General features: G+C 39.3%; 20 protein-coding genes. 2 read left to right on the top strand and 18 right to left on the bottom strand.

Annotated elements, in window-relative coordinates; genetic code table 11:
• Positions 1 to 6: 6 nt before the first annotated feature.
• Together C7B89_RS18995 and C7B89_RS18990 are read left to right on the top strand one after the other, a co-directional pair.
• Positions 7 to 1167, top strand: a complete 1161-nt coding sequence (locus tag C7B89_RS18995; RefSeq protein ID WP_115674317.1) for an alpha-hydroxy acid oxidase — start codon at positions 7 to 9, stop codon at positions 1165 to 1167.
• On the top strand, positions 1164 to 2360 hold the full coding sequence (locus tag C7B89_RS18990; protein WP_115674316.1) for a CaiB/BaiF CoA transferase family protein: 1197 nt from the start codon (positions 1164 to 1166) through the stop codon (positions 2358 to 2360). The genes C7B89_RS18995 and C7B89_RS18990 overlap by 4 nt, the downstream gene beginning before the upstream one ends.
• Positions 2361 to 2493: 133 nt before the next feature.
• Here the strand turns inward: C7B89_RS18990 and C7B89_RS18985 are convergent, their stop codons facing one another.
• The 18 genes from C7B89_RS18985 to C7B89_RS18900 form a co-directional block, all read right to left on the bottom strand.
• Positions 2494 to 3693, bottom strand: a complete 1200-nt coding sequence (locus C7B89_RS18985) for a glycine C-acetyltransferase (RefSeq protein ID WP_016992223.1) — start codon at positions 3691 to 3693, stop codon at positions 2494 to 2496.
• Between the two features lie 58 nt (positions 3694 to 3751).
• On the bottom strand, positions 3752 to 4828 hold the full coding sequence (locus tag C7B89_RS18980) for a hypothetical protein (protein WP_009371628.1): 1077 nt from the start codon (positions 4826 to 4828) through the stop codon (positions 3752 to 3754).
• Between the two features lie 101 nt (positions 4829 to 4929).
• On the bottom strand, positions 4930 to 5565 hold the full coding sequence (locus C7B89_RS18975; RefSeq protein WP_009371629.1) for a YczE/YyaS/YitT family protein: 636 nt from the start codon (positions 5563 to 5565) through the stop codon (positions 4930 to 4932).
• A gap of 119 nt (positions 5566 to 5684) precedes the next feature.
• Positions 5685 to 6179, bottom strand: coding sequence for a Cys-tRNA(Pro) deacylase (gene ybaK / locus C7B89_RS18970; RefSeq protein WP_009371630.1), 495 nt, complete (start codon positions 6177 to 6179; stop codon positions 5685 to 5687).
• Positions 6180 to 6203: 24 nt separating this feature from the next.
• Positions 6204 to 6929: a hypothetical protein gene (locus tag C7B89_RS18965; protein WP_054549097.1), complete on the bottom strand. Its 726-nt coding sequence runs from the start codon at positions 6927 to 6929 to the stop codon at positions 6204 to 6206.
• Between the two features lie 325 nt (positions 6930 to 7254).
• A complete protein-coding gene (locus C7B89_RS18960; protein ID WP_115674315.1) occupies positions 7255 to 7908 on the bottom strand; it encodes a VanZ family protein in 654 nt (217 codons plus the stop codon).
• Positions 7909 to 7953: 45 nt separating this feature from the next.
• Positions 7954 to 9492 carry an acyl-CoA carboxylase subunit beta gene (locus C7B89_RS18955; protein WP_048393355.1) on the bottom strand — a complete coding sequence of 513 codons (1539 nt, stop codon included), beginning with the start codon at positions 9490 to 9492 and terminating at the stop codon, positions 7954 to 7956.
• A gap of 53 nt (positions 9493 to 9545) precedes the next feature.
• Positions 9546 to 10328: an enoyl-CoA hydratase gene (locus C7B89_RS18950; RefSeq protein WP_054549095.1), complete on the bottom strand. Its 783-nt coding sequence runs from the start codon at positions 10326 to 10328 to the stop codon at positions 9546 to 9548.
• On the bottom strand, positions 10325 to 11242 hold the full coding sequence (locus C7B89_RS18945) for a hydroxymethylglutaryl-CoA lyase (RefSeq protein ID WP_115674314.1): 918 nt from the start codon (positions 11240 to 11242) through the stop codon (positions 10325 to 10327). Before C7B89_RS18945 ends, C7B89_RS18950 begins: the two co-directional genes overlap by 4 nt.
• A 14-nt stretch (positions 11243 to 11256) precedes the next feature.
• The gene (locus tag C7B89_RS18940) at positions 11257 to 11469 is read right to left on the bottom strand and encodes an acetyl-CoA carboxylase biotin carboxyl carrier protein subunit (protein WP_004225532.1); all 213 of its coding nucleotides are present in this window, start codon (positions 11467 to 11469) and stop codon (positions 11257 to 11259) included.
• Between the two features lie 67 nt (positions 11470 to 11536).
• On the bottom strand, positions 11537 to 12895 hold the full coding sequence (locus C7B89_RS18935; protein WP_115674313.1) for an acetyl-CoA carboxylase biotin carboxylase subunit: 1359 nt from the start codon (positions 12893 to 12895) through the stop codon (positions 11537 to 11539).
• 15 nt (positions 12896 to 12910) lie between these two features.
• Entirely contained in the window at positions 12911 to 14545 is a 1635-nt protein-coding gene (locus tag C7B89_RS18930; RefSeq protein ID WP_048393347.1) for an AMP-binding protein, read from the bottom strand.
• Positions 14546 to 14588: 43 nt separating this feature from the next.
• Positions 14589 to 15731 carry an acyl-CoA dehydrogenase gene (locus tag C7B89_RS18925; RefSeq protein WP_115674312.1) on the bottom strand — a complete coding sequence of 381 codons (1143 nt, stop codon included), beginning with the start codon at positions 15729 to 15731 and terminating at the stop codon, positions 14589 to 14591.
• Positions 15732 to 15851: 120 nt separating this feature from the next.
• Positions 15852 to 16469, bottom strand: a complete 618-nt coding sequence (locus C7B89_RS18920) for a TetR/AcrR family transcriptional regulator (protein ID WP_036078131.1) — start codon at positions 16467 to 16469, stop codon at positions 15852 to 15854.
• 305 nt (positions 16470 to 16774) lie between these two features.
• Positions 16775 to 17827, bottom strand: coding sequence for a YkvI family membrane protein (locus C7B89_RS18915; RefSeq protein WP_004225538.1), 1053 nt, complete (start codon positions 17825 to 17827; stop codon positions 16775 to 16777).
• Between the two features lie 39 nt (positions 17828 to 17866).
• A complete protein-coding gene (gene menC / locus C7B89_RS18910; RefSeq protein ID WP_115674311.1) occupies positions 17867 to 18973 on the bottom strand; it encodes an o-succinylbenzoate synthase in 1107 nt (368 codons plus the stop codon).
• A 1-nt stretch (position 18974) separates the two neighbouring features.
• Complete coding sequence (locus tag C7B89_RS18905) at positions 18975 to 19787, bottom strand: GNAT family N-acetyltransferase (protein WP_048393343.1); 813 nt, start codon at positions 19785 to 19787, stop codon at positions 18975 to 18977.
• Between the two features lie 23 nt (positions 19788 to 19810).
• Complete coding sequence (locus tag C7B89_RS18900) at positions 19811 to 20926, bottom strand: M20 peptidase aminoacylase family protein (protein WP_115674310.1); 1116 nt, start codon at positions 20924 to 20926, stop codon at positions 19811 to 19813.
• Between the last annotated feature and the right edge of the window lie 5 nt (positions 20927 to 20931).

Below are 20931 nucleotides of genomic sequence, written 5' to 3'. Positions count from 1 at the left end.
GTAACGATGACAAACACAACTGATGGTGATCTACTCTTAAAAAATATCACTGCACAAGCCCCCTTCCCCATTTGCTTTGCAGATTTAGAAAAGGCCGTAGCGAAAAAAATCGAAGCTGGGCCTTTTGGCTACATCCGTTCTGGTGCTGGTGGTGAACAAACACTGCGCAATAATCGTGCAGCATTTGAGAAGTATTCCATTGTTCCCCGCTTTTTAAATGATGTGTCAAACGTTGATACATCAATTCATTTGTTTGGTAAAACATACCCAACTCCTTTGCTCTTTGCTCCTGTTGGCATGAACGGAATGGTTCACGATGATGGTGAGCTTGCCGTTGTACGTGCCGCCCAGAATTTAAATATCCCTTATATTCAAAGCACTGTTTCCACTTATGCTCTTGAAGAAGTTGCTCAAGCTGCTCCTTCTGCAACAAAGTGGTTTCAATTATATTGGTCTACAAATGAAGAAATTGCTTTTAGTATGGCTGTACGTGCGGAGGCAGCGGGATTTGAAGCAATCGTTTTAACTGTCGATACCGTAATGCTTGGCTGGCGCGAAGAAGATGTCCGCAATCAATTTTCACCATTGAAGCTAGGCTATGCAAGAGGAAATTATATGAATGATCCCGTTTTTACAGCCACTTTACCTGATGATTCATTCGAGTCCTACGTACAAGGTGTCTTGCAAAATGTCTTCCACCCAACACTTAATTGGGAACATGTTAGAGAGCTAAAAAAACGTACCAACCTTCCTATATTATTGAAGGGAATTTTACATCCTGAAGATGCAAAACATGCTATCGACAATGGTATTGATGGCATTATTGTATCAAACCATGGTGGCCGTCAATTAGATGGTGTGATTGGTTCACTTGATGCCCTTCCTGCTATTGTGAAAGTTGTGAATGGACAAATTCCTATTATATTAGATAGTGGTGTATATCGTGGCATGGATGCCTTAAAAGCACTTGCTTTAGGAGCGAATGCAGTTGCAATTGGACGTCCTTTCGTCTATGGACTAGCCCTTGAGGGACAACAAGGTGTCGAAAAGGTGATGACCAATCTTTATGATGAATTAAAGGTTTCTATCGCATTAGCCGGTGCTACCTCTGTCAAAGGATTACGCAACATCACATTAGTCAAACAGGATGGGACTGAGGGTAAATGAAACAAGCATTACAAGGATTAAAGGTTATCGAATTATCACAAGTCTTAGCAGGTCCTTATTGCACCATGGTGTTAGCAGATATGGGTGCAGAAGTTATCAAAATTGAAAAATACCCAAATGGAGACGATACCCGTACAATGGGTCCATTCGTTAATGAAGAAAGTCATATGTATATGATGGTTAATCGTAATAAAAAAGGTGTCTGCATCAATTTAAAAACGACTGAGGGACTGGCTTTATTTAAAGAATTGATTCAATCTGTTGATGTACTTGTGGAAAATTATCGACCAGGTGTAACGAAAAAGCTTGGTATTGATTATGACACATTAAAAGCCATCAATCCTGGCCTAATTTACTGCTCTATTTCCGGTTATGGTCAAACAGGTCCTTATAGTCAAAAGGGTGGCTATGATATTATGGCTCAGGGTCTGAGTGGCTTAATGCATATGACAGGTGAAGCAGATGGACGACCTGTAAAGGTTGGCTTTGCGGTGAATGATATTGCTGCTGCACAAACAGCCTTACAATCGATTTTAATGGCCTATATTTATAAGCTTCGTAGTGGTGAAGGTCAATATATTGATGTGTCCTTAGTGGAGTCAGGTCTTGCGTGGACTGTTTGGGAGGCCGCTGCTTACTTCGGAAAGGGTGAGTTACCTGAGCGAACAGGAACCGCCCATCGTGTGTCTGCGCCCTATCAAGGTTTCAAAACACAGGATGACTATATTCTAGTAGGTGCTGGCAATCAAAAGCTATGGGAGATTTTTGCGGCAAAGGTTGTCAATCGACCTGATTGGTTAGACAATCCTCTCTTTGCTACCAACTATTCACGTGCCCAACATGTGAGGGAGCTGGAAGCAGAAATTGAAAGCGAGCTAATTAAGCATAAGGCTATCTACTGGCTCGAACTATTAGATAAGCATGGTGTACCATCTAGTCCAATCTATTCTTATGACCAAACATTGAATGACCCTCATATACTAGAGCGTGGCATGGTACTGTCCTATGAGCATCCGACTGCTGGACCAATGAGAACATTGGGCTTCCCAGCTAAGTTTTCACAAACACCTGGACAGCTAACAAGTGCAGCACCCACTTTAGGACAACATAATGAAGAAATTTTACAGGCATTAAATATTTCTGATCAAGCTATTCAACAGCTCAAGGCAGGCAAAATAATTGGGTCAAAATAAAGTGATTGTCTATTTTTAGATCGCCCTATCAGTTAGATTTAAGCTTCTATCGGTCACTTTTTTGATTCTATCCTTCACTTTTTCTTTTCTATCATGCAAAAAAGGCTTCCCCATTCATGAGGAAGCCTTTTTCTTATTGAATAACGCCTAATTCACGACCAACCTTCTCGTAAATCGCAATTGCATCATCAAGCATTTCTTTTGTATGTGCCGCTGTTGGCATATTCCGAACGCGACCTGTACCTTTTGGAACTGTTGGGAAGACAATTGATTTTGCATAAACGCCTTCTTCAAATAAACGTTTTGAAAATTCCTGTGTTAACTTTTCATCCCCAATGATGCATGGAGTAATTGGTGTCTCAGACGCACCAATATTAAAGCCAAGCTTCTCAAGCCCCGCTTTTAAATAATTTCCATTATCCCACAGCTTATCGTGTAGCTCTGTTGAATCAATCAGCATTTGCACGGCTGCTGTAATAGCGGCTACATCACCTGGTGGTAATGCTGTTGAGAATAGGAATGGGCGTGAGCGAACTTTTAGCCAATCAATTAAATTTTTCTTACCTGCTACATAGCCACCTACTACACCAATGGCTTTTGATAATGTACCAATTTGGAAATCAATTTCTTTTTCTAATCCAAAATGCTTCACAGTTCCTTTTCCTTTACCTGTTACACCCGAACCATGTGCATCATCCACATACGTGATTAAATCAAACTCTTTAGCTATTTCCACAATTTCAGGTAATTTAGCAATATCACCATCCATTGAGAAGACACCATCTGTGATAACCATGATTTTATTGTATAAACCTGATTCCTTTGCTGCCTTTGCCTTTGCACGTAAATCCTCCATATCAGAGTGATTAAACGCGATGATTTTTGCCTTTGATAAGCGACATCCATCAATAATAGAGGCATGGTTTAATTGATCAGATAGAATGGCATCATTTTTATCCATTACAGCCGAAATAGCTGCCATATTACAATTAAATCCAGATTGATAAGAAATAGCCGCTTCTGTTCCTTTAAATTCAGCAAGCTTTTCTTCTAATTTTACGTGCAAGTCAAGTGTCCCGTTGATTGTACGAACAGCACCTGCTCCAACACCGTATTTATCAATTGTCTCTTTGGCAATACGCTTTAATTCTTCATTTGTTGCTAAACCAAGATAGTTGTTAGAGGATAAGTTAACAAGATTTTTGCCACGGACCTGAATAATTGGGCCATTTGCTCCCTCTACTGGATCGATTTCATTGTATAAGCCTTGTTCATGTAAGGCTTGTAGGTTTTCATCTAAAAATGCATTCAATACTTTTGACAAGCGTATCATCCTTTCCTAGGAAAACTGTTCTCGCTCCTAGTTTAGCACATGCAAGCCATTAGCTACATTACTTTGTTAATCTTTCGAATAGTGGCGCTGTTTTTTCGCGCCATAAAGAAGCCGATAGACAATTATCTAATAAACGACGAACGGTATATTCAGCTTCTGCATATCGTTTGGAATGGCCCATCGCATCCTGTATAGCTTCTTTGTATTGTGCTCGCACTGCCTCGATCGCAGTTTCTGCTTCCTCTGACAGCGCACAATGTTGACCAATATCAAATATCTTATCCCCTAACCTACCATCCTCTGGATCAAAGATATGAGGCTCTGTGCTATCAAAAATACAGAAATTAAGCTCTGGGATAATGACCATATCTACAGATCCCGCATCTAAGCCACACCAAACAATTTGTGCATCAAGCCCTCTTGCATTTGCTTCATCGGCTAAGCTTTTCATTAGTGAAGATTTGCCTGTACCTGGCTTACCTTTAATCATGAAGCGAGTCGTGATACTTTTGGTGATACTATCCACTGTATTTTCCGCACCTCTAGGAGTTAGCGTTCCCAGTAAACGATGTGTCCGCATACCTGTTTTATTCAGAATAATAGATTGGAACACTTCCGACTTTAAATTTTCCACCTGTTCATTTAATGCCTGCCAGTTCATACAGCTTTGTGTGATAACCTCCCAGTCATCATGTAGCTTGATTGCTTGATCCAGTTTCGCTATGCATTTTTCACGCCATGTTGCACGCTCTTGCATCGCCTCTGCAAGCTGTTCTCCAACCTTTTTAAGCTGTATGTCTTCTAAGCATTCATAGAAAGACATGACACGATGCTTTGTACCGAGTAAAGTTGGCTCGATATTCCACTCAGATGCCCATACAAAAAGTCTGTTACAGCCTTTTATATAAACGGCCTCAACAACCTCCTCTAATAAAGCATGCTTAAACCACTCGACAGCAAAGCCCTGTTTCACATAGAAGTATCCTAGTTCTTTTAACAGTTCTGAACCTTTAAATGTGGCAGGCCCTTGCAAAAAATAAACGAGAGACGCCTCTTCCATCATTTCTTTATATAAATGCTTCACACCTTGGCCAGTCAATGCGTGTCCAAAATAATACGTTACATTTCCGTTCAAATGTCGTTCCTCCTTTAGCTTGTGCCCTGCATTATATGAAAGAACGCTAAAAAAAATGAAAAGCTACTTCTATCCTTTACAGATATAAGTAGCTTCTTGGTTTAATAGAATGGCTTCATGCCTTCCATATTTCCAATACATTTCATCAAGATTTTACGACAATACGGTAATGAATATTGCACAATATAGCCTGAGGTTAAGGCGATCAATACCGTCCCTACTCCAACTGGTCCTCCTAGAAGCCAGCCAACAATGGTTACAAGTACTTCAATTCCCATTCTTGCTGTCTTAATAGATCCGCCAAATTTTTCAACAAGTATCATCATTAAGGTATCCCTTGGTCCTGCGCCCATATTCGGTGCAATATACATCCCACAGCCAAAGCTCAAAACAAATAAACCAATTATAAAATATGTAATTTGTAAGCCATATACATCCGTTGAGGGCAACAGCCAGTTAAATACATCAATGAACGAGCCGATTAGCAGCATATTGAGCCAAGTACCTATCTTTGGCCATTGACGTAATACAATGGATGTTGAAGCAACTATAAAGAGTCCTGTTACAATAGACCATGTGCCGATACTTAACCCAAAATTTTGAAAGAGACCTACATGTAAAACATCCCATGGGCTTGTGCCAACGATTTTCCCCTTTATCGACATCGTGATTCCAAGTGACATCACCATTAAGCCACCAATAAAAAAGGTCCAACGCCACCCCATTATTCTACGCATTCCTTATCCTTCTCTCTATGAATAATATTGCTATTACTTTATCATACTTTCAACCAAAATTAAGCTATAGTGCTTAAACTAAACCGTTTATCTTACCACATAAAAAACTACCCATTCTCTCACTCATGGGTAGTTGTAATTGAGGCAAGTTGTGCCTTTGTTATATTCTTCAAATCATCTATTTGTACATGAATTTGCATACCAATTTTCCCAGCACTAACGATTATACTACCTTGTTCTTGAGCAGATACATCGATGACCGTTGGATATAACTTCTTCATCCCTACTGGTGAACATCCACCACGAACATAACCAGTATGGCTAAGTAGATCTTTTACCGCTAACATTTCAATTTTCTTTTCCCCAACTACCTTCGCGGCTGCTTTTAAGTCCAGCTCTTCAGCCACTGGAATAACAAATACAAATAACCTTTGTGCACTTGCTTTTGCTACTAATGTTTTAAATACCCGAGCAACAGGCTGTCCTATTTTCTCAGCTACAGAAACACCATCAACTTGACCGTCCCCTGTTTCATATTCCATCACATCAAAATGAATTTTTTGTTGTTCTAATAAACGAATCGCATTCGTTTTCGCGTGCTTTGCCTTTGCCATGTCAACAATCTCCTATCTACAGCATCAGGCTATCAAAGAGAACATAGAATCCTTGTCTGGACGATAGCCATTTTTCGTCATTTGAACGTGAGCCGCATATCTTTCCGATGCCTGTTTAAATGCTCTTAACTTGAATGCAGTCTCATAGTTCTTACCGAAAATTGTATCTGCAAATGGGTCCAATTTCAATTCCTTCGAGTAACGTTCAGGAACCTTCACTTCAATGATGTCACGTACAAAAGATGGTTCGCTTTCATTTGTGGCAACCTCGTCAACATTTGAATTATTTAACATATGCTGTATTTGAGCATCAACGCTTTGCGCCACACGTAAATCTTGAGGAGAAGGCTCTGCTGATGACAATGCTGCATTACGTACCTGCTCTAAAATGTGCAGTGTGTCACTTAGTTCTGAATCGGATATATTCGAGGGATCAGCGTTATCATTCATTCCTACTTTATAGGTTTGCTCATGGGCCCGTACATTCTTTTCTGTTTGCTGTAAATCTTCCATAATGGCTTTCTGCTGAGGAGTTACTTCTTTTGACTCTTCTTGCTGCTGATCATACAAATCTTGGTCAGTACGTCCTAATAATAAATTTTCAAGTTCAATCAATAATGGGTTTTTCTTTGGCTGAAAATACATCGCATTTTTTCTATAGGCATCTCCTGCCTCTTTACGCTGAAGTATTTTTTTACGATTATGCTGGGATGAAATTCTTTCTTGTTCCATTAAATTTGATATTTTCATAGTTTTCACCTCGCCCTTCTATCTACATATGCTAATAAGTTAATAGATATGAACATTCTTCCTAACACTCTATCTATACCATTTTAATAGTTTCTGTACACTCATTATCGGAATTTTCACTATTAAATTCAAGCACTAATTACTACTAACCTCCTAAAGAGATACTAATTATTTTTTTAAATAGGTATAAAGAATCTCATACAACTAATATTTTCATATTCATTTATTAGCTTCATACCCTTTTCAATAAAATTTATTACCATATACACTATACAAATGGTGTTAATCAACGTAAAAAAACAGCCCTTCATACTGGACTGTTTTCTTATTTTTTGGGTCTAATCAATATACCTTTATAGGCTAAGTAACCAAGCCATGCACCAATTGTATTCAAAATTAAATCATCAATATCCGCAGAACCAACGGTAAAAATAAATTGAATGGTTTCAACAGCAAGACTAGAAATAAAGCCTAAACAAATAATAACCCACGCTTTTCGGAATTTCTTCGATAGCAATGGCAGTAAAAAGCCCATGGGAGTAAAAATTAATAAGTTGCCAAGTAAGTTAACGATTATAATTTCCCAATTAAAATATTGAGAGTAGTTTATATAACGGAGAATCGTTTCGAAGGGAATAAAATTAGTAGTTAATCGCCAGCTACTATAATCAAACAATCCTAAGTCACCTATAGAATAATCTCCCCTTAATAAAATGACGACTACATCTACTAAGCGATCAATAACCAATTTATAAAAAGCCATAAATGAATAGATACTAAATAAAATCCAACCTGCGATCTTTAGCGGCAAATGATATGTATCAATGACATCCCGATATGGTAATGGGAGCTTGGCATTATTTTGAACATCCGCTATGTTGTTTTTAGACAAGCTTAACACCCACTTCCCTTTTATTCCTTCCCATATTTTAATATGCTCATCTATAGCTTGCAAGTAGCTGAAAAAATTATCATCCAAAAAGGCTGTCTCCTACCAGCAGAGACAGCCTTATAATAAGTATGTTTAAACTGGGTTTACCCCATGCTTACGTTGTGAGAATAATAAGTATTTTGACATATAAAGTTCTAAGCGATTTTCTAGTACCTTACGCAGCTCATTAGGCTCAATCACATCATCAATGATAAGCTCTGAAGCTAAGCGATACACATCAATTTCCTCTTGATATTCTTTACGTTTCTCGGCAATGAAGCTTGCTTGCTCTTCTTTTGGAAGTTCTGCAATTTTATTGGCATAGACGGCATTGACAGCAGCTTCTGGTCCCATTACGGCAATTTGTGCATTTGATAAGGCAATACAGCAGTCTGGTTCAAACGCAGGACCAGCCATTGCATATAATCCTGCACCATACGCTTTACGCACAATGACCGTTAGCTTAGGAACAGTTGCCTCACTCATGGCAAAAATCATTTTAGCACCATGACGGATGATTCCTGCTTTTTCTACCTGAGTACCAATCATAAAGCCTGGAACATCTGCTAGGAATAACAGTGGGATATTGAATGCATCACAAAGTGAAATAAATTTCGCCGCTTTATCAGCAGAATCGTGGAATAGCACGCCTCCCTTAACACGTGGTTGGTTAGCGATGATCCCAACGGATTGTCCATTAATTCGTGCAAGGCCTGTAATTAATTCTGGTGCAAATAATTTCTTAACCTCACAAAACGAATCTTCATCAATAATACGATCAATTAGCTTATACATATCAAATGGTACATTTTGATTTTGAGGAATTAATTCTTCAATAGATTTATCAAATGAAGCTGGTGGTTTAGGAGCCTCTACATTGCTACGCTCTGCATAGTTATTCGGGAAATATCCTAAATATTTGCGCGCATAAGTAATAGCCTCCTGTTCGGATTTAACAAGCACATCTCCACAACCAGAAACAGAACAGTGCATTTTTGCGCCACCCATTGTTTCTAAATCTACTTTTTCACCGATAACCATTTCGGCCATTCGAGGAGATCCTAAATACATAGAAGCATTCCCTTCTACCATCACCACAATATCGCAAAATGCAGGAATATAGGCGCCACCCGCTGCGGAAGGACCAAATAATAAGCAAATTTGCGGAACTTTTCCTGACAGTTTGACTTGATTGTAGAAAATGCGCCCTGCACCTCGGCGCCCTGGGAACATTTCAAGCTGATCTGTAATACGCGCACCCGCTGAATCCACTAAATAAAGTAATGGACAATTCAACTTTTCAGCGGTTTCTTGAATGCGAATCATTTTTTCAACCGTGCGTTTTCCCCAAGAACCAGCTTTAATCGTTGAATCGTTCGCTAGCACACAAACTGTGCGACCATGGATTTTACCAATACCAGTGATAACGCCATCTGCTGGTAAATCCCCTGCTAAACAGTTCGCATAGAGTCCATCCTCTGATTGAAGACCATCATCAAGTAATAGTTCAAGACGCTCACGTACAAATAGCTTGCCTTGTTGTGCATTTTTGTCATGATATTTTGGTAATCCACCTGCTAAAATTTTATCTTTCATTGTAGGTGGTGTATTTTCTGTCGAGATATTGCTCATGTTTATTTCCTCCCTTTGCCCAATCGATTACACCAAAATTATTTCTTGGCGTTTTATTTCCCTGAATATTGTGGCGCTCGCTTCTCTTGGAAGGCAAGTAAGCCCTCTAATCGGTCTTCTGTTGGGATCAGTGCACTATATGCAAGTGATTCAATTTTTAACCCGGTAGCTAAATCTACCTCAACACCTTGATTGATCGCAACTTTGGCCTGCACTAGAGAGAGTGGTGCATTTTTTGCCATTTCCAGTGCAAGCTGTTGTGCCTTATCTAATACCTCATGTCCTTCATAAACATACTCGATAATGCCATAATTTTCAGCTTCTTCGGCATTGAGCCTACGTGCTGTATAAATTAATTCCTTTGCTTTTCCAAGACCAATTAGACGTGGAAGCCGCTGTGTTCCCCCAGCTCCTGGAATAATACCGAGCGATGTTTCTGTTAAGCCAAGCTTTACATGTGTAGCCGCAATTCGTAAATCACAAGCTAGTGCCAACTCCAAGCCTCCACCAAAGGCAACACCATTTAGGACAGCAATGACAGGCTGTGCAAGCGTTTCAACTTTTGCCACAGTGGCACCAATCAGCTGCACGATCTGCTTCACTTGTCGATCAGACATTCCTTTACGTTCCTTTAAATCAGCACCTGCACAAAATGCCTTTTCGCCTGCACCTGTTAGAAGGACTACACGCACTGCTGGATCTCCATTGATTTGATCAAGTGTGTCAGACAGCTCATGCAGTAATTGAACCGACATAGCGTTAGCAGCTTCTGGTCTTGAAAGAGTAATAAGTCCAATACTACCCTCTAGTAATTCAAATCGAACGAGTTGTGTCATCCTTGATTTGCACTCCTTTCATTGCGGACAATAGCCATTTGCTTTGAGGCAACTGCTTTGCCTAACTTCTCTTCAATAAAGAGTGCTGCCTCTAGCACCTTTTGTCGATCTACGCCTGTTTCAATGCCCATCTCATCGAATAAATACAATAAATCTTCTGTGGCTACATTACCTGAGGCACCTTTCGCATATGGGCAGCCCCCTAGCCCACCAAGCGCACTATCAAACTTGGTAATACCCATCTCTAAGGACTTCATAATATTGGCTAATGCTGTCCCACGTGTATCATGAAAATGCATGGCAAATTTTTCAGCAGGATACCTTTTTAGCAATTCCTCTAAAAGAAACTCAACCTGCGTCGGTACACCAACACCAATTGTGTCACCAAGCGATATTTCAGTCACACCCATCTCCAATAATTTTTCCGTTACTCGTAATACCTTGTCAGGGTGTATATACCCCTCATAGGGACAACCAATAACCGTTGAGATATAACCTCGAACATGTTTTTTTGCAGCCTGAGCTCCTACTACAACTTCCTCTAATATGGGAAATGTATCTTCTATGGTTTTATTAATATTACTTTGGTTATGGCTTTCACTAGCAGACATAAAAATACTTACTTCATCTACTTCAGCCTGTAATGCGCGTTCTAAGCCCCTCATATTGGGTACAAGTGCCGCATAGGTAATATCCTTATGTCTTTTAATGGCTTGCAGAACCTCGACTGCATCTGCCAATTGAGGAATCCATTTGGGATGCACAAAAGATGTCACTTCAATATAATTTAATCCTGTTTGACCTAATAAATTTACTAATTGTACTTTATCAGCTGTTGAAATATGCGTTTTTTCATTTTGTAAGCCATCACGGGGACCAACTTCTTTGATTGTGACTTGCTTAGGTAGCTGCATAAACAAGCCTCCTCTTATTCAATTTCTAAAATATCATCATCAACGTTAATAAAGTCCCCCTCATTGGCAATGATTTTCGTCACTACGCCATCCTCTTCTGCTGCAATTGGAATTTCCATTTTCATCGATTCTAAAATAGCTACATCTTGACCTGCTGTCACTTTCTCGCCCTCTGTTACGACGATTTTCCATACTGTTCCTGCCATGCTTGCTTTTACTGTTGCCATAATCATTCACTCCTATTTTTTTATCATGTATTCGTCCCTCTATAGAAGCACGAATACATGATAATTGTTATTTTGTTTCTGCTAATTGCGGTAAATAATATTGCTCTACAAATTTTGTTGTCGTATAGCCTTTTAAAAATTGCTCATGTGTGACGGTTTTTAACAGCATCGGGATATTCGTTTGAATCCCCTCCACTTTATACGCCTTTAGCGCTTGTGCTAATCTTTCACAGGCAATTTCTCTTGTTTCCCCCCACACCACCAATTTGCTAATCATTGGATCATAGAATGGTGTTACCACTGAACCAGACTCTACACCACACTCATGTCGAATTCCTTCACCTGTCGGTAATTCAAGAGTCGTAATGGTACCTGGAGACGGGAAAAACGTCGAAGGATTTTCAGCGTATACGCGCACTTCAATCGCGTGCCCTTCTTTAGTAATACTTTCTCTAGTAAACGTAAGAGGTTGTTTTGCCGCAATTTTTAATTGCTCTTCTACTAAATCAAGCTTCGTAATTTCCTCCGTAACTGGATGCTCTACCTGTAGTCTTGTATTCATTTCTAAAAAATAAAAGTTTTGATCTTCATCAACCAAGTATTCGATTGTTCCAGCATTGACATAACCAATATGCTTCGCCGCCTTAACTGACGCTTCTAGCATTTTTTCTCTTGTCTCTTGTGAGATAAACGGAGATGGTGCTTCTTCTACTACTTTTTGATTTCTTCGTTGAATAGAGCATTCTCGTTCAAATAATGGAACGACATTACCTTGATGATCAGCAATAATTTGCACTTCGACATGGTGAGGGTTAGCAATGAATCGCTCCATATACATCGTGCCATCACCAAAGAATGATTGTGCACGCTTTTGATTGCCCTCGAAAGCTTTGGCTAGTTCCTCAGCATTTTCAACTAGCTGCATACCGATACCGCCTCCGCCTGCCGATGCCTTTAACATAATTGGATAGCCTAAACGCTCCGCTATGGCAGTGGCTTCTTCTACATCCTTCACTGGCGCTTCTACACCCTCTACAATCGGTACACTAGCAGCTTTCATTGTTTTACGAGCCTCTAATTTACTGCCCATTGAAGCGATCACATCAGCACTTGGCCCGATAAACACTAAACCTGCCTCTGTACAACGTTTCGCAAAATTTGCATTCTCTGATAGTAAACCATAGCCAGGATGAATAGCCTCTGCGCCACTTTCTAGTGCAATTTCAAGAATGCGGTCGATGTTTAAATAGCTCTGTGCAACAGGTGACTTCCCTACACAGAAAGCCTCATCTGCATCTTTCACATGTAAGCTTTCAGCATCTGCCTCTGAATAGATAGCAACCGTATGAATATTTAGGCGCTTGCATGTTCTGATCACACGTCTAGCAATCTCCCCACGATTTGCAATTAATACCTTGTTGAACATATCCACTGCCCCTCCTTACTTTACGGTCATAACGAAATCTTCTCGTAATTTATATTTTTGAACTTTTCCAGATGCAGTCATTGGATAGTTATCAATAAAGAAAATATGTCGTGGAATTTTATGTCTTGAAATTTTATCCCGACAATAATCTCGGATTTCTTCCGTTGTGGCCTGCTCTCCTTCTTTTAAAACAATCCAAGCTGCCGCCTCCTCGCCATAAACAGGATCAGGGACACCTGCAACCTGAACATCTGAAATTTTCGGATGTGTATAAAGGAACTCCTCAATTTCACGAGGATATAGGTTTTCGCCACCACGGATAATCATATCCTTTAAACGACCTGTTACACGGACATAACCTGCTTCATCCATCGTTGCTAAATCACCTGTATGCAACCAACCATCCTCGTCAATCGCCAGATCTGTTTCCTCCTGGTTTTTATAATAGCCCTTCATCACATGATAGCCCCTTGTACACAGCTCTCCCTGTTCATTTGTCGGAGCTTCCTCGGTAGTTCCAGGAACAACAATCTTTACTTCTAGGTTAGGTAAAGCGCGGCCAACCGTCTCCACCTTTAACACTAGCGGGTCATCCGTTCTTGTCTGTGTAATAACAGGTGATGATTCTGTTTGACCGTAGCATATTGTTATATCTTTCATGCCCATCTTCTCAATGACCGCTTTCATAACCTCAATTGGACAGTTTGATCCTGCCATGACTCCTGTACGTAAAGTTGAAAGATCGAAAGATGCAAAATTCGATAAATTCAGTTCACTAATGAACATCGTTGGCACGCCATGTAATGCAGTGCATTTCTCTTGTTGAACGGTTCTTAGTACCTCTTCAGGTGAGAACTCCTGTACTGGTACCATTGTTCCACCACTTGTTGTAATGGCTAATGTTCCTATGACACAACCAAAGCAATGGAAGAATGGGACTGGGATACATAGACGATCCTCTGCCGTTAAACGCATACATTCTGCAATGTTAACAGCATTATTGACTAAGTTAAAATGCGTTAGCATTACTCCCTTAGGAAAGCCTGTTGTACCAGAAGTATATTGAATATTAATGACATCATCATAATGAAGAGACTGCTCTCTCTGATCTAACTGTTCCTCGGTTACTTGCTCGGCAGCAGTTAAAACGTCTGACCAATTAAGTACGCCGGGGTATTTGGTTTCACCGATTAAAATAACATTTTTTAATAAAGGTAGTCGCTTTGATTGCAAATTACCTGGTTCACAATGTTCAAGCTCTGGACATAACTCTTGCAGTGTATTGATAAAAGAATGGTCTCGATAATTTTCAATTAAAAAAATCGTTTTAGCATCAGATTGCTTCAATAAATACTCCAACTCACTCGCACGGTAATTCGTATTTACCGTTACAATTGGAGCACCCATCTTCCCTGTACCAAATTGAAGCTGTACCCACTCAGGAACATTCGTCGTCCATACTGCGATATGGTCTCCCTTTTCAATTCCTAGAGCCATTAAACCTCTCGCTACGTATCGTGCTTGACGATTTAGCTGTTCATAAGTCATGCGTAAATTTCTGTCAGCATAGACTAATGCTTCATTCTGCGGGTACTTTTTTGATTGTTCATCTAGCAATTGACCAATTGTTTGATACACAAGTTCTGCCATGAAGATCCCCCTTATTTATGCTATTTAACTTAACTGATGATGATTAACAGCCAATTAGACGAGAAATAACAAGACGTTGAATTTCAGATGTTCCTTCACCGATTTCCATTAATTTAATGTCACGTAAATGACGTTCTACATCATATTCTTTCATATATCCAGAACCACCATGAATTTGGATTGCTTGATTACATGTACGGAAGCCCATTTCAGAAGCAAATAGTTTAGCAATCGCAGCTTCTTTGCCAAATGGCTTCTTTTGATCTTTTAACCATGCCGCTTTATGTACTAGCGTACGAGCAAGCTCTATTTCCATCGCCATATCCGCTAATTTAAATTGGATCGCTTGTAGCTTCGAAATAGGTGCACCAAATTGCTCACGTTCCTTCGCGAATTTTAGTGCCTTTTCATAAGCAGCCTGGGCAATTCCAACAGAAAGAGCAGCGATGGAAATACGACCACCATCCAATGTATTTAAAAACTGGCTAAAGCCACGTTTTTCATCCCCTAATAGATTTGTTCTTGGGACACGGACATTTTCTAACACAATTTCACATGTATTGGAGCCACGTACACCCATTTTGTCATAATTACAGTTGATTGTTACGCCTGGTGTGTTTGTTGGCACAATAATAGAAGAAATAATCTTTTTACCATCCTCACGTTTACCTGTTACCGCCGTTACAATAATTTGTCGAGCATATCCTGCATTAGTGATCCAGCATTTCTCTCCATTAATAATGTAGTCATCACCATCAATAACAGCTGTAGTACGTGTGCCCCCTGCATCTGAACCTGCATTTGGCTCTGTTAAACCGAATGATCCTAATGTCTCACCCTTAGCTAATGGAACTAGCCACTCTTGCTTTTGCTCCTCTGTGCCGAAGTTGTAAATTGGTGAGGCTCCTAAGCTAACAGCAGCTGCATAGCTTAACCCTGTGCCCCCACATGCTCGACCAATCTCCTCTACAGCTAAAGCGTAGGACACCGTATCACCACCTGATCCACCATATTCCTCAGGAAACGGGATACCCAATAAGCCTAGTTCTGCCATTTTCTTAAAGCTCTCTATTCTCATTGTTGATGTCTCATCAACCTCACGAGCATACGGTTTAATCTCCTTCTCAGCAAAATCACGCACCATGTCTCGAATCATTTCTTGCTCTTTTGTTAATTCAAAATTCATCCCTAATCCCCCTATTGTTGAATTTGCCATAGTAGATGTAGCTCAAGAACAATTGCTTACAGTGAAATACCGACTAGTCGGTTTGTAAAAACAAATAATAAAACCAGTGTTTCCTACTGGCTACCCCTTTATTATAAATTGCTTCGCTTCTCCCATGGCTTGCTCTGTCACAATTGCCCGTAATACCATATCGGTAAAAACATCTGTGATTTGCTCCATCGTTAATGGTCCTGATTGCTTAAACCATTTGTACGTCCAGTTAATCATCCCGACAATTGCCATTGTTACAATTGTACAAGGTAATTCGGTACGAAAAACCTTTGCTTCCTGACCCTCTGCTATCACTCTTTGTAAAATATCACGATAGTGATCTCGCTTTTTATGGATGATGTCACTATATTCATCTGAGAGTGAACGACTTTCTTCATAAAAAATCGTAATATGTGCTTGATACATATCAAATACTTGTGTCAGTGTTTGCAGCATGGCACACAAACGTGTGATAGGTGTATCGAATTTGTCATATGCAGCTTGCGATTGTTGAATGACATATGAAATAAAGACATCATGAATTTCATACAACAGTTCATCTTTTGATTTAAAATTATGATAAAATCCACCCTTTGATGCCCCAATATATTCCACAATACGATCCACGGTTACATTGTGATAACCATCTTGTTGAAATAATTCAACTGAAGCGTCTACAATTCTTTGTTTTAACGTTTTCTTTACCATAGGCCCTATCATCCTTCATCTAGCTCTATACTTCATCACTCCTTATAATCAGGAAAAACCATTAAAACCATAAAGTATTCTATTTTTTCCTAATTATAAAAATACTATGACAATACAAATATAACATTCTCAAAAATTGGTGTCTAGCGCCGAATAGCTTTTTTCTATAGTTTCGAGCATAATTTTTACTTAAAACAGCATGGATAGATTTCGCAAACACAAATTAACTGTATGATATATATCTTGCTTTCATCACAAAAAAACAAAAAAATTTCCCTTACGTTCACAAAAGGGAAATTTTTACTTTATAAAGTTTTTGGTAGTTTACGTAGCCACGAAATAATAACAGCAACAATTAAGGCGAAACCTAAGTAGCCCATTGTTGAATAGACTTTACCAACTAATGTAGTAAATCCTACTAGGCTTGCAGCAAAACCTATTAATCCTATAACTACAATAGCTACTTTAAAATATTGATGGTCTGGCGCAATAAATCGAACTGTAAATGAATAGAACATCCCCACCGCAGTATTGTACATCATGCCTAATAAAGCAATAGACATTAAGACACCTACTATAGGGTGAATTTGTTTTGCTAATTCTAATGTTGGCATTGCTACTCCATCAATAACATTTATTTTAGCAAACATGGCTATATTGATTAATACAATTAAGATACCAAGCATTAAACCGCCAAGTAGTCCACCTCTGCCAGCAACTTTGCGGTCCTTTACTGTTCCACCCATTACAATTAACATTGCTGCACCAGCAGCGATATTATAGGAAACATAAAGTAACGCTCCCATTAACCAATTAGATGCTGCAGATGATTGTGCTTTCGCTAAAGTATTTTGCTCTGCAATGGATATATCCATCGTAAAGATAGAATAAATCAAAATAATAAAAATGATACCCATTAAATAAGGGGTAACCAATGCTATTAAATTAATAATATTATTAACATTTAATAGTAAGGTTAGTATAGTTATAACAACCATAAAAATACTACCAACTACTGGATTGATGCCAAACATCTGATGAAATGTTGAGCCTGATCCAGCAAACATGACAACAGCAACGCCAAATAAGAAAAACGTGATAACGATATCTAAAATAATGCCAACATATCGCCCTCCTATATGATAGATCACCTCTTTATGTGATGTTGTTTGTAAATCTGTTCCTAATTGAGCTAAACTCATTCCTAAAAATGCGAAGGCAAGGGTAGCAACAATGGCACCTACCATACTGTACAAGCCAAAGCTAGTAAAGTACTGCATTATTTCCTGACCCGATGCAAACCCTGCTCCAACAATTAAGCCTACAAATGCTCCACCTATCTGCCAACTTTTTTTCATAGCCCACCTACTATTCTAATATAAGAAATTTAAGTCTATTTATTGATATGTTTTCTGTGCGACTGTGAAGGAATTAACCGTTTCCCTATTTATTTCATAACCAATTCCTACTTGTTGTGGTACTTCAATATAACCATCTTTTACAACTACTTCTGGTTCGATAATATCCTTTTCCCAATATCGATTAGAGCCAGCAGTATCTCCCGGTAATATAAAATTTGACAACGTTGTTAAGGCTACATTGTGCGCACGACCAATACCAGATTCCAACATGCCGCCACACCATACTGGGATGTTATGTGTCTCACAATAATCATGTATTTTTTTTGCCTCTGTTAGGCCACCAACACGACCAATTTTTATGTTTATAATTTTGGTGCTCCCTAGTTCTATAGCCTTTCGTGCATCTTCTAACGAATGGATACTTTCGTCCAAACAAATTGGTGTTTCCATTAATTTTTGTAATGAAGCATGGTCGATAATGTCATCTGAAGCCAATGGTTGCTCAATCATTGTTAAGTTAAATGCATCAAGTTGTTTCAATGTTTCAGTATCCTCTAGACGATAGGCTGAATTGGCATCAGCCATAAAGGCTACATCAGGAAATGTTTCCCTTAATGTACGCATAACCTCTATATCCCAGCCCGGTTTTATTTTGATTTTCATGCGCTTATAGCCTTCCTTTACATAGCCGTCAACTAATGTAACTAACTCCTCGATTGAATTTTGTATGCCGATACTAATACCTACTTCAATTTTATCCTTTTTACCACCAAGTGCTGTTGCTAGGGATTGACCAGTTTGCTGTGCATATATATCCCAAATAGCTCCTTCTATTGTCGATTTCGCCATATTATTTTTGCGAATCGGCTCAAATAATTGACTCACTTCAGCTGGGTGACGAATCTCTTTATTTAAAACAAGAGGAATGAGGAAGTCTTCAAGCATATGCCAGTTTGTTTGAAGTGTTTCTTCATTGTACCAAGGTGAATGAAAGGCAACTGATTCTCCCCAACCGATTAAGCCTGTCTCATCTTTTGCCTCGAGGACTAAAAAGTTCCTCTCATCAAACGTGCCAAAGCTTGTTGTAAACGGTGCTTTTAATTTCATCTTCAATTGTCGTATTGTGATTTCTGTAATTTTCATATTAAAATGCCCCTTCCAAATTTAAAGCTGCTTTTTTCACTAAAACATATTCGTTATAGCATTCTCGTTGTTGCAGTGAAATTGCTGCATACCCTGCTGAAAATAGTTGCTTTAGTATAGTTCTTGTTTTGAAACGCCAATCCAATGCTAAGCTAGGATTTTGTGCTTTTAAGGCTTGAAAGTCCTTAGGAACAGGTAGCGTATACAACTCTTCTACAAATTCAAAATTTTCAGTCATTTTTAAGCATAATAAGCCCTGCTTTGTAAGTTCACAGCTTGCCACTGGTTTTGCATCCGCTACTTCTATTGTAATGTCGTTCACCACATAATCTGAAGTTAAATGCCAGCTCACCTCAAATCGATCAGAGGGTAGCCCTTTATTGAAACCATCCTGCATTTCACCGTAGCAATTTTCTATATAGGTATAGCAAATACCCTTTAATTTAGATAAATTAAGATAAGCATTTCGGGTTTCAAGAGGGTCAAATGTCCATACCATTAAGTCATAGCCACGTTCAATAGCAATAGCTCGCTGTTCGTACTTTAACTTTTCTCCTATGCCTAGTGATCGATATTTTTCATCAATCCCTAGCATATGAGAGCATAGATAGCTTTTTCCTTCTCGAAAACCCGCAAAACCATAACTAAATCCGACTAATTTATCTTCTTGATAGGCACCTACAACGATGCCCCCATTTTTCACTGCTGTCAGCGTTTGATGGAGAGGAATAGCAGACATTCCCCATACATTCAACTCTAATTGCTGAACCTGCTCAAGTTGTTCTATTGTTTTGATTTCTCTTATCTCTATCATAGCTATCTCTTCTTTCTATATCTTTATAATGCTCTCAAAATAGCCCTTGTAATAATATTTACTCCTACTAACAGCCGGTCTTGATTAAAGGTCATTTGCGGATGATGTAAGCCAGGAGTAACCCCACAGCCTAATCCAAGCATTGTAGCTTTAAGCTTCGGACGTTCATAGGTATAAAAATGAAAATCCTCCCCTCCTGGTGTAACAACTGATGGAGCGCAAGCCTTTTCCCCAACTACATCAATAATAGCTGCTTTCATATGTTGTAAGGCTTCATCATTCACCAATGCTGCCACTATATGAGCATCTACCTGTAAGGTAATCTTGGCACCATACATCGCTTCAACAGAGGCTTTTACACGCTCCACCCCCTCTGTGATTACCTGCATCACTTCATTTGTTTGGGCCCTTGCATCAATGCTAAAGGTTGCTTTACCAGGAATAATATTTGTAGAGGTGCCTCCCGCATTAAACTGTGTCATTTTGACAGAGGCAGAGATAGTTGGATCAGTCCAAATTTTTTGAAGACCTTCGACAATAGCTGCTCCAACCTCAATTGCATTAACGCCAAGTTCTGGTCGTGAGCCATGTGCCTCTTCCCCAATAATGGTCCCTGTAAAAAGCTTTGCTGCCCCGTGGTATAACGCTGGCGCATATGATCCATCCTGTAATTCCTTTAATGGGCGAACATGAACACCAAATAAATAATCTAAATCATCTATAATACCTTTTTCGACAAATGCGCGTGCTCCTTGGGCCTTTTCCTCAGCAGGCTGAAATAGTATGCGTACAGCACCTGACAGTAAATGCTCCATGTCCTTTAACAGCAATGCAGTTCCAATAGCCATCGTCATATGACCATCATGTCCACAAGAATGGTTAGCTTGAAAGACACCATTAACCTCCTGCCAAAGTGCATCTATATCAGTGCGGAACCCTACTCTAGGTGTTCCCTCCCCTATATCAACATAAAGTCCTGTCATATCTTCAAAAAGGTGTGGCTCCATTTGGGCCTCTCTTAATAAATTTGCTATATATTGAGTTGTATTGTGCTCTTGCCAACTAACTTCTGGATGTTCATGTAAATGTTTAAAAATATCTGTAAGAAGTGGCTGTAACTCTTGTAAAATTTGGTTCATATTAG

It is taken from the genome of Lysinibacillus capsici, assembly GCF_003367505.1.
GTDB classification, from domain to species: Bacteria; Bacillota; Bacilli; order Bacillales_A; family Planococcaceae; genus Lysinibacillus; species Lysinibacillus capsici.
The sequence above is the reverse complement of the archived record's forward strand: the minus strand, read 5'-3'. Positions and strand labels throughout refer to the sequence as shown.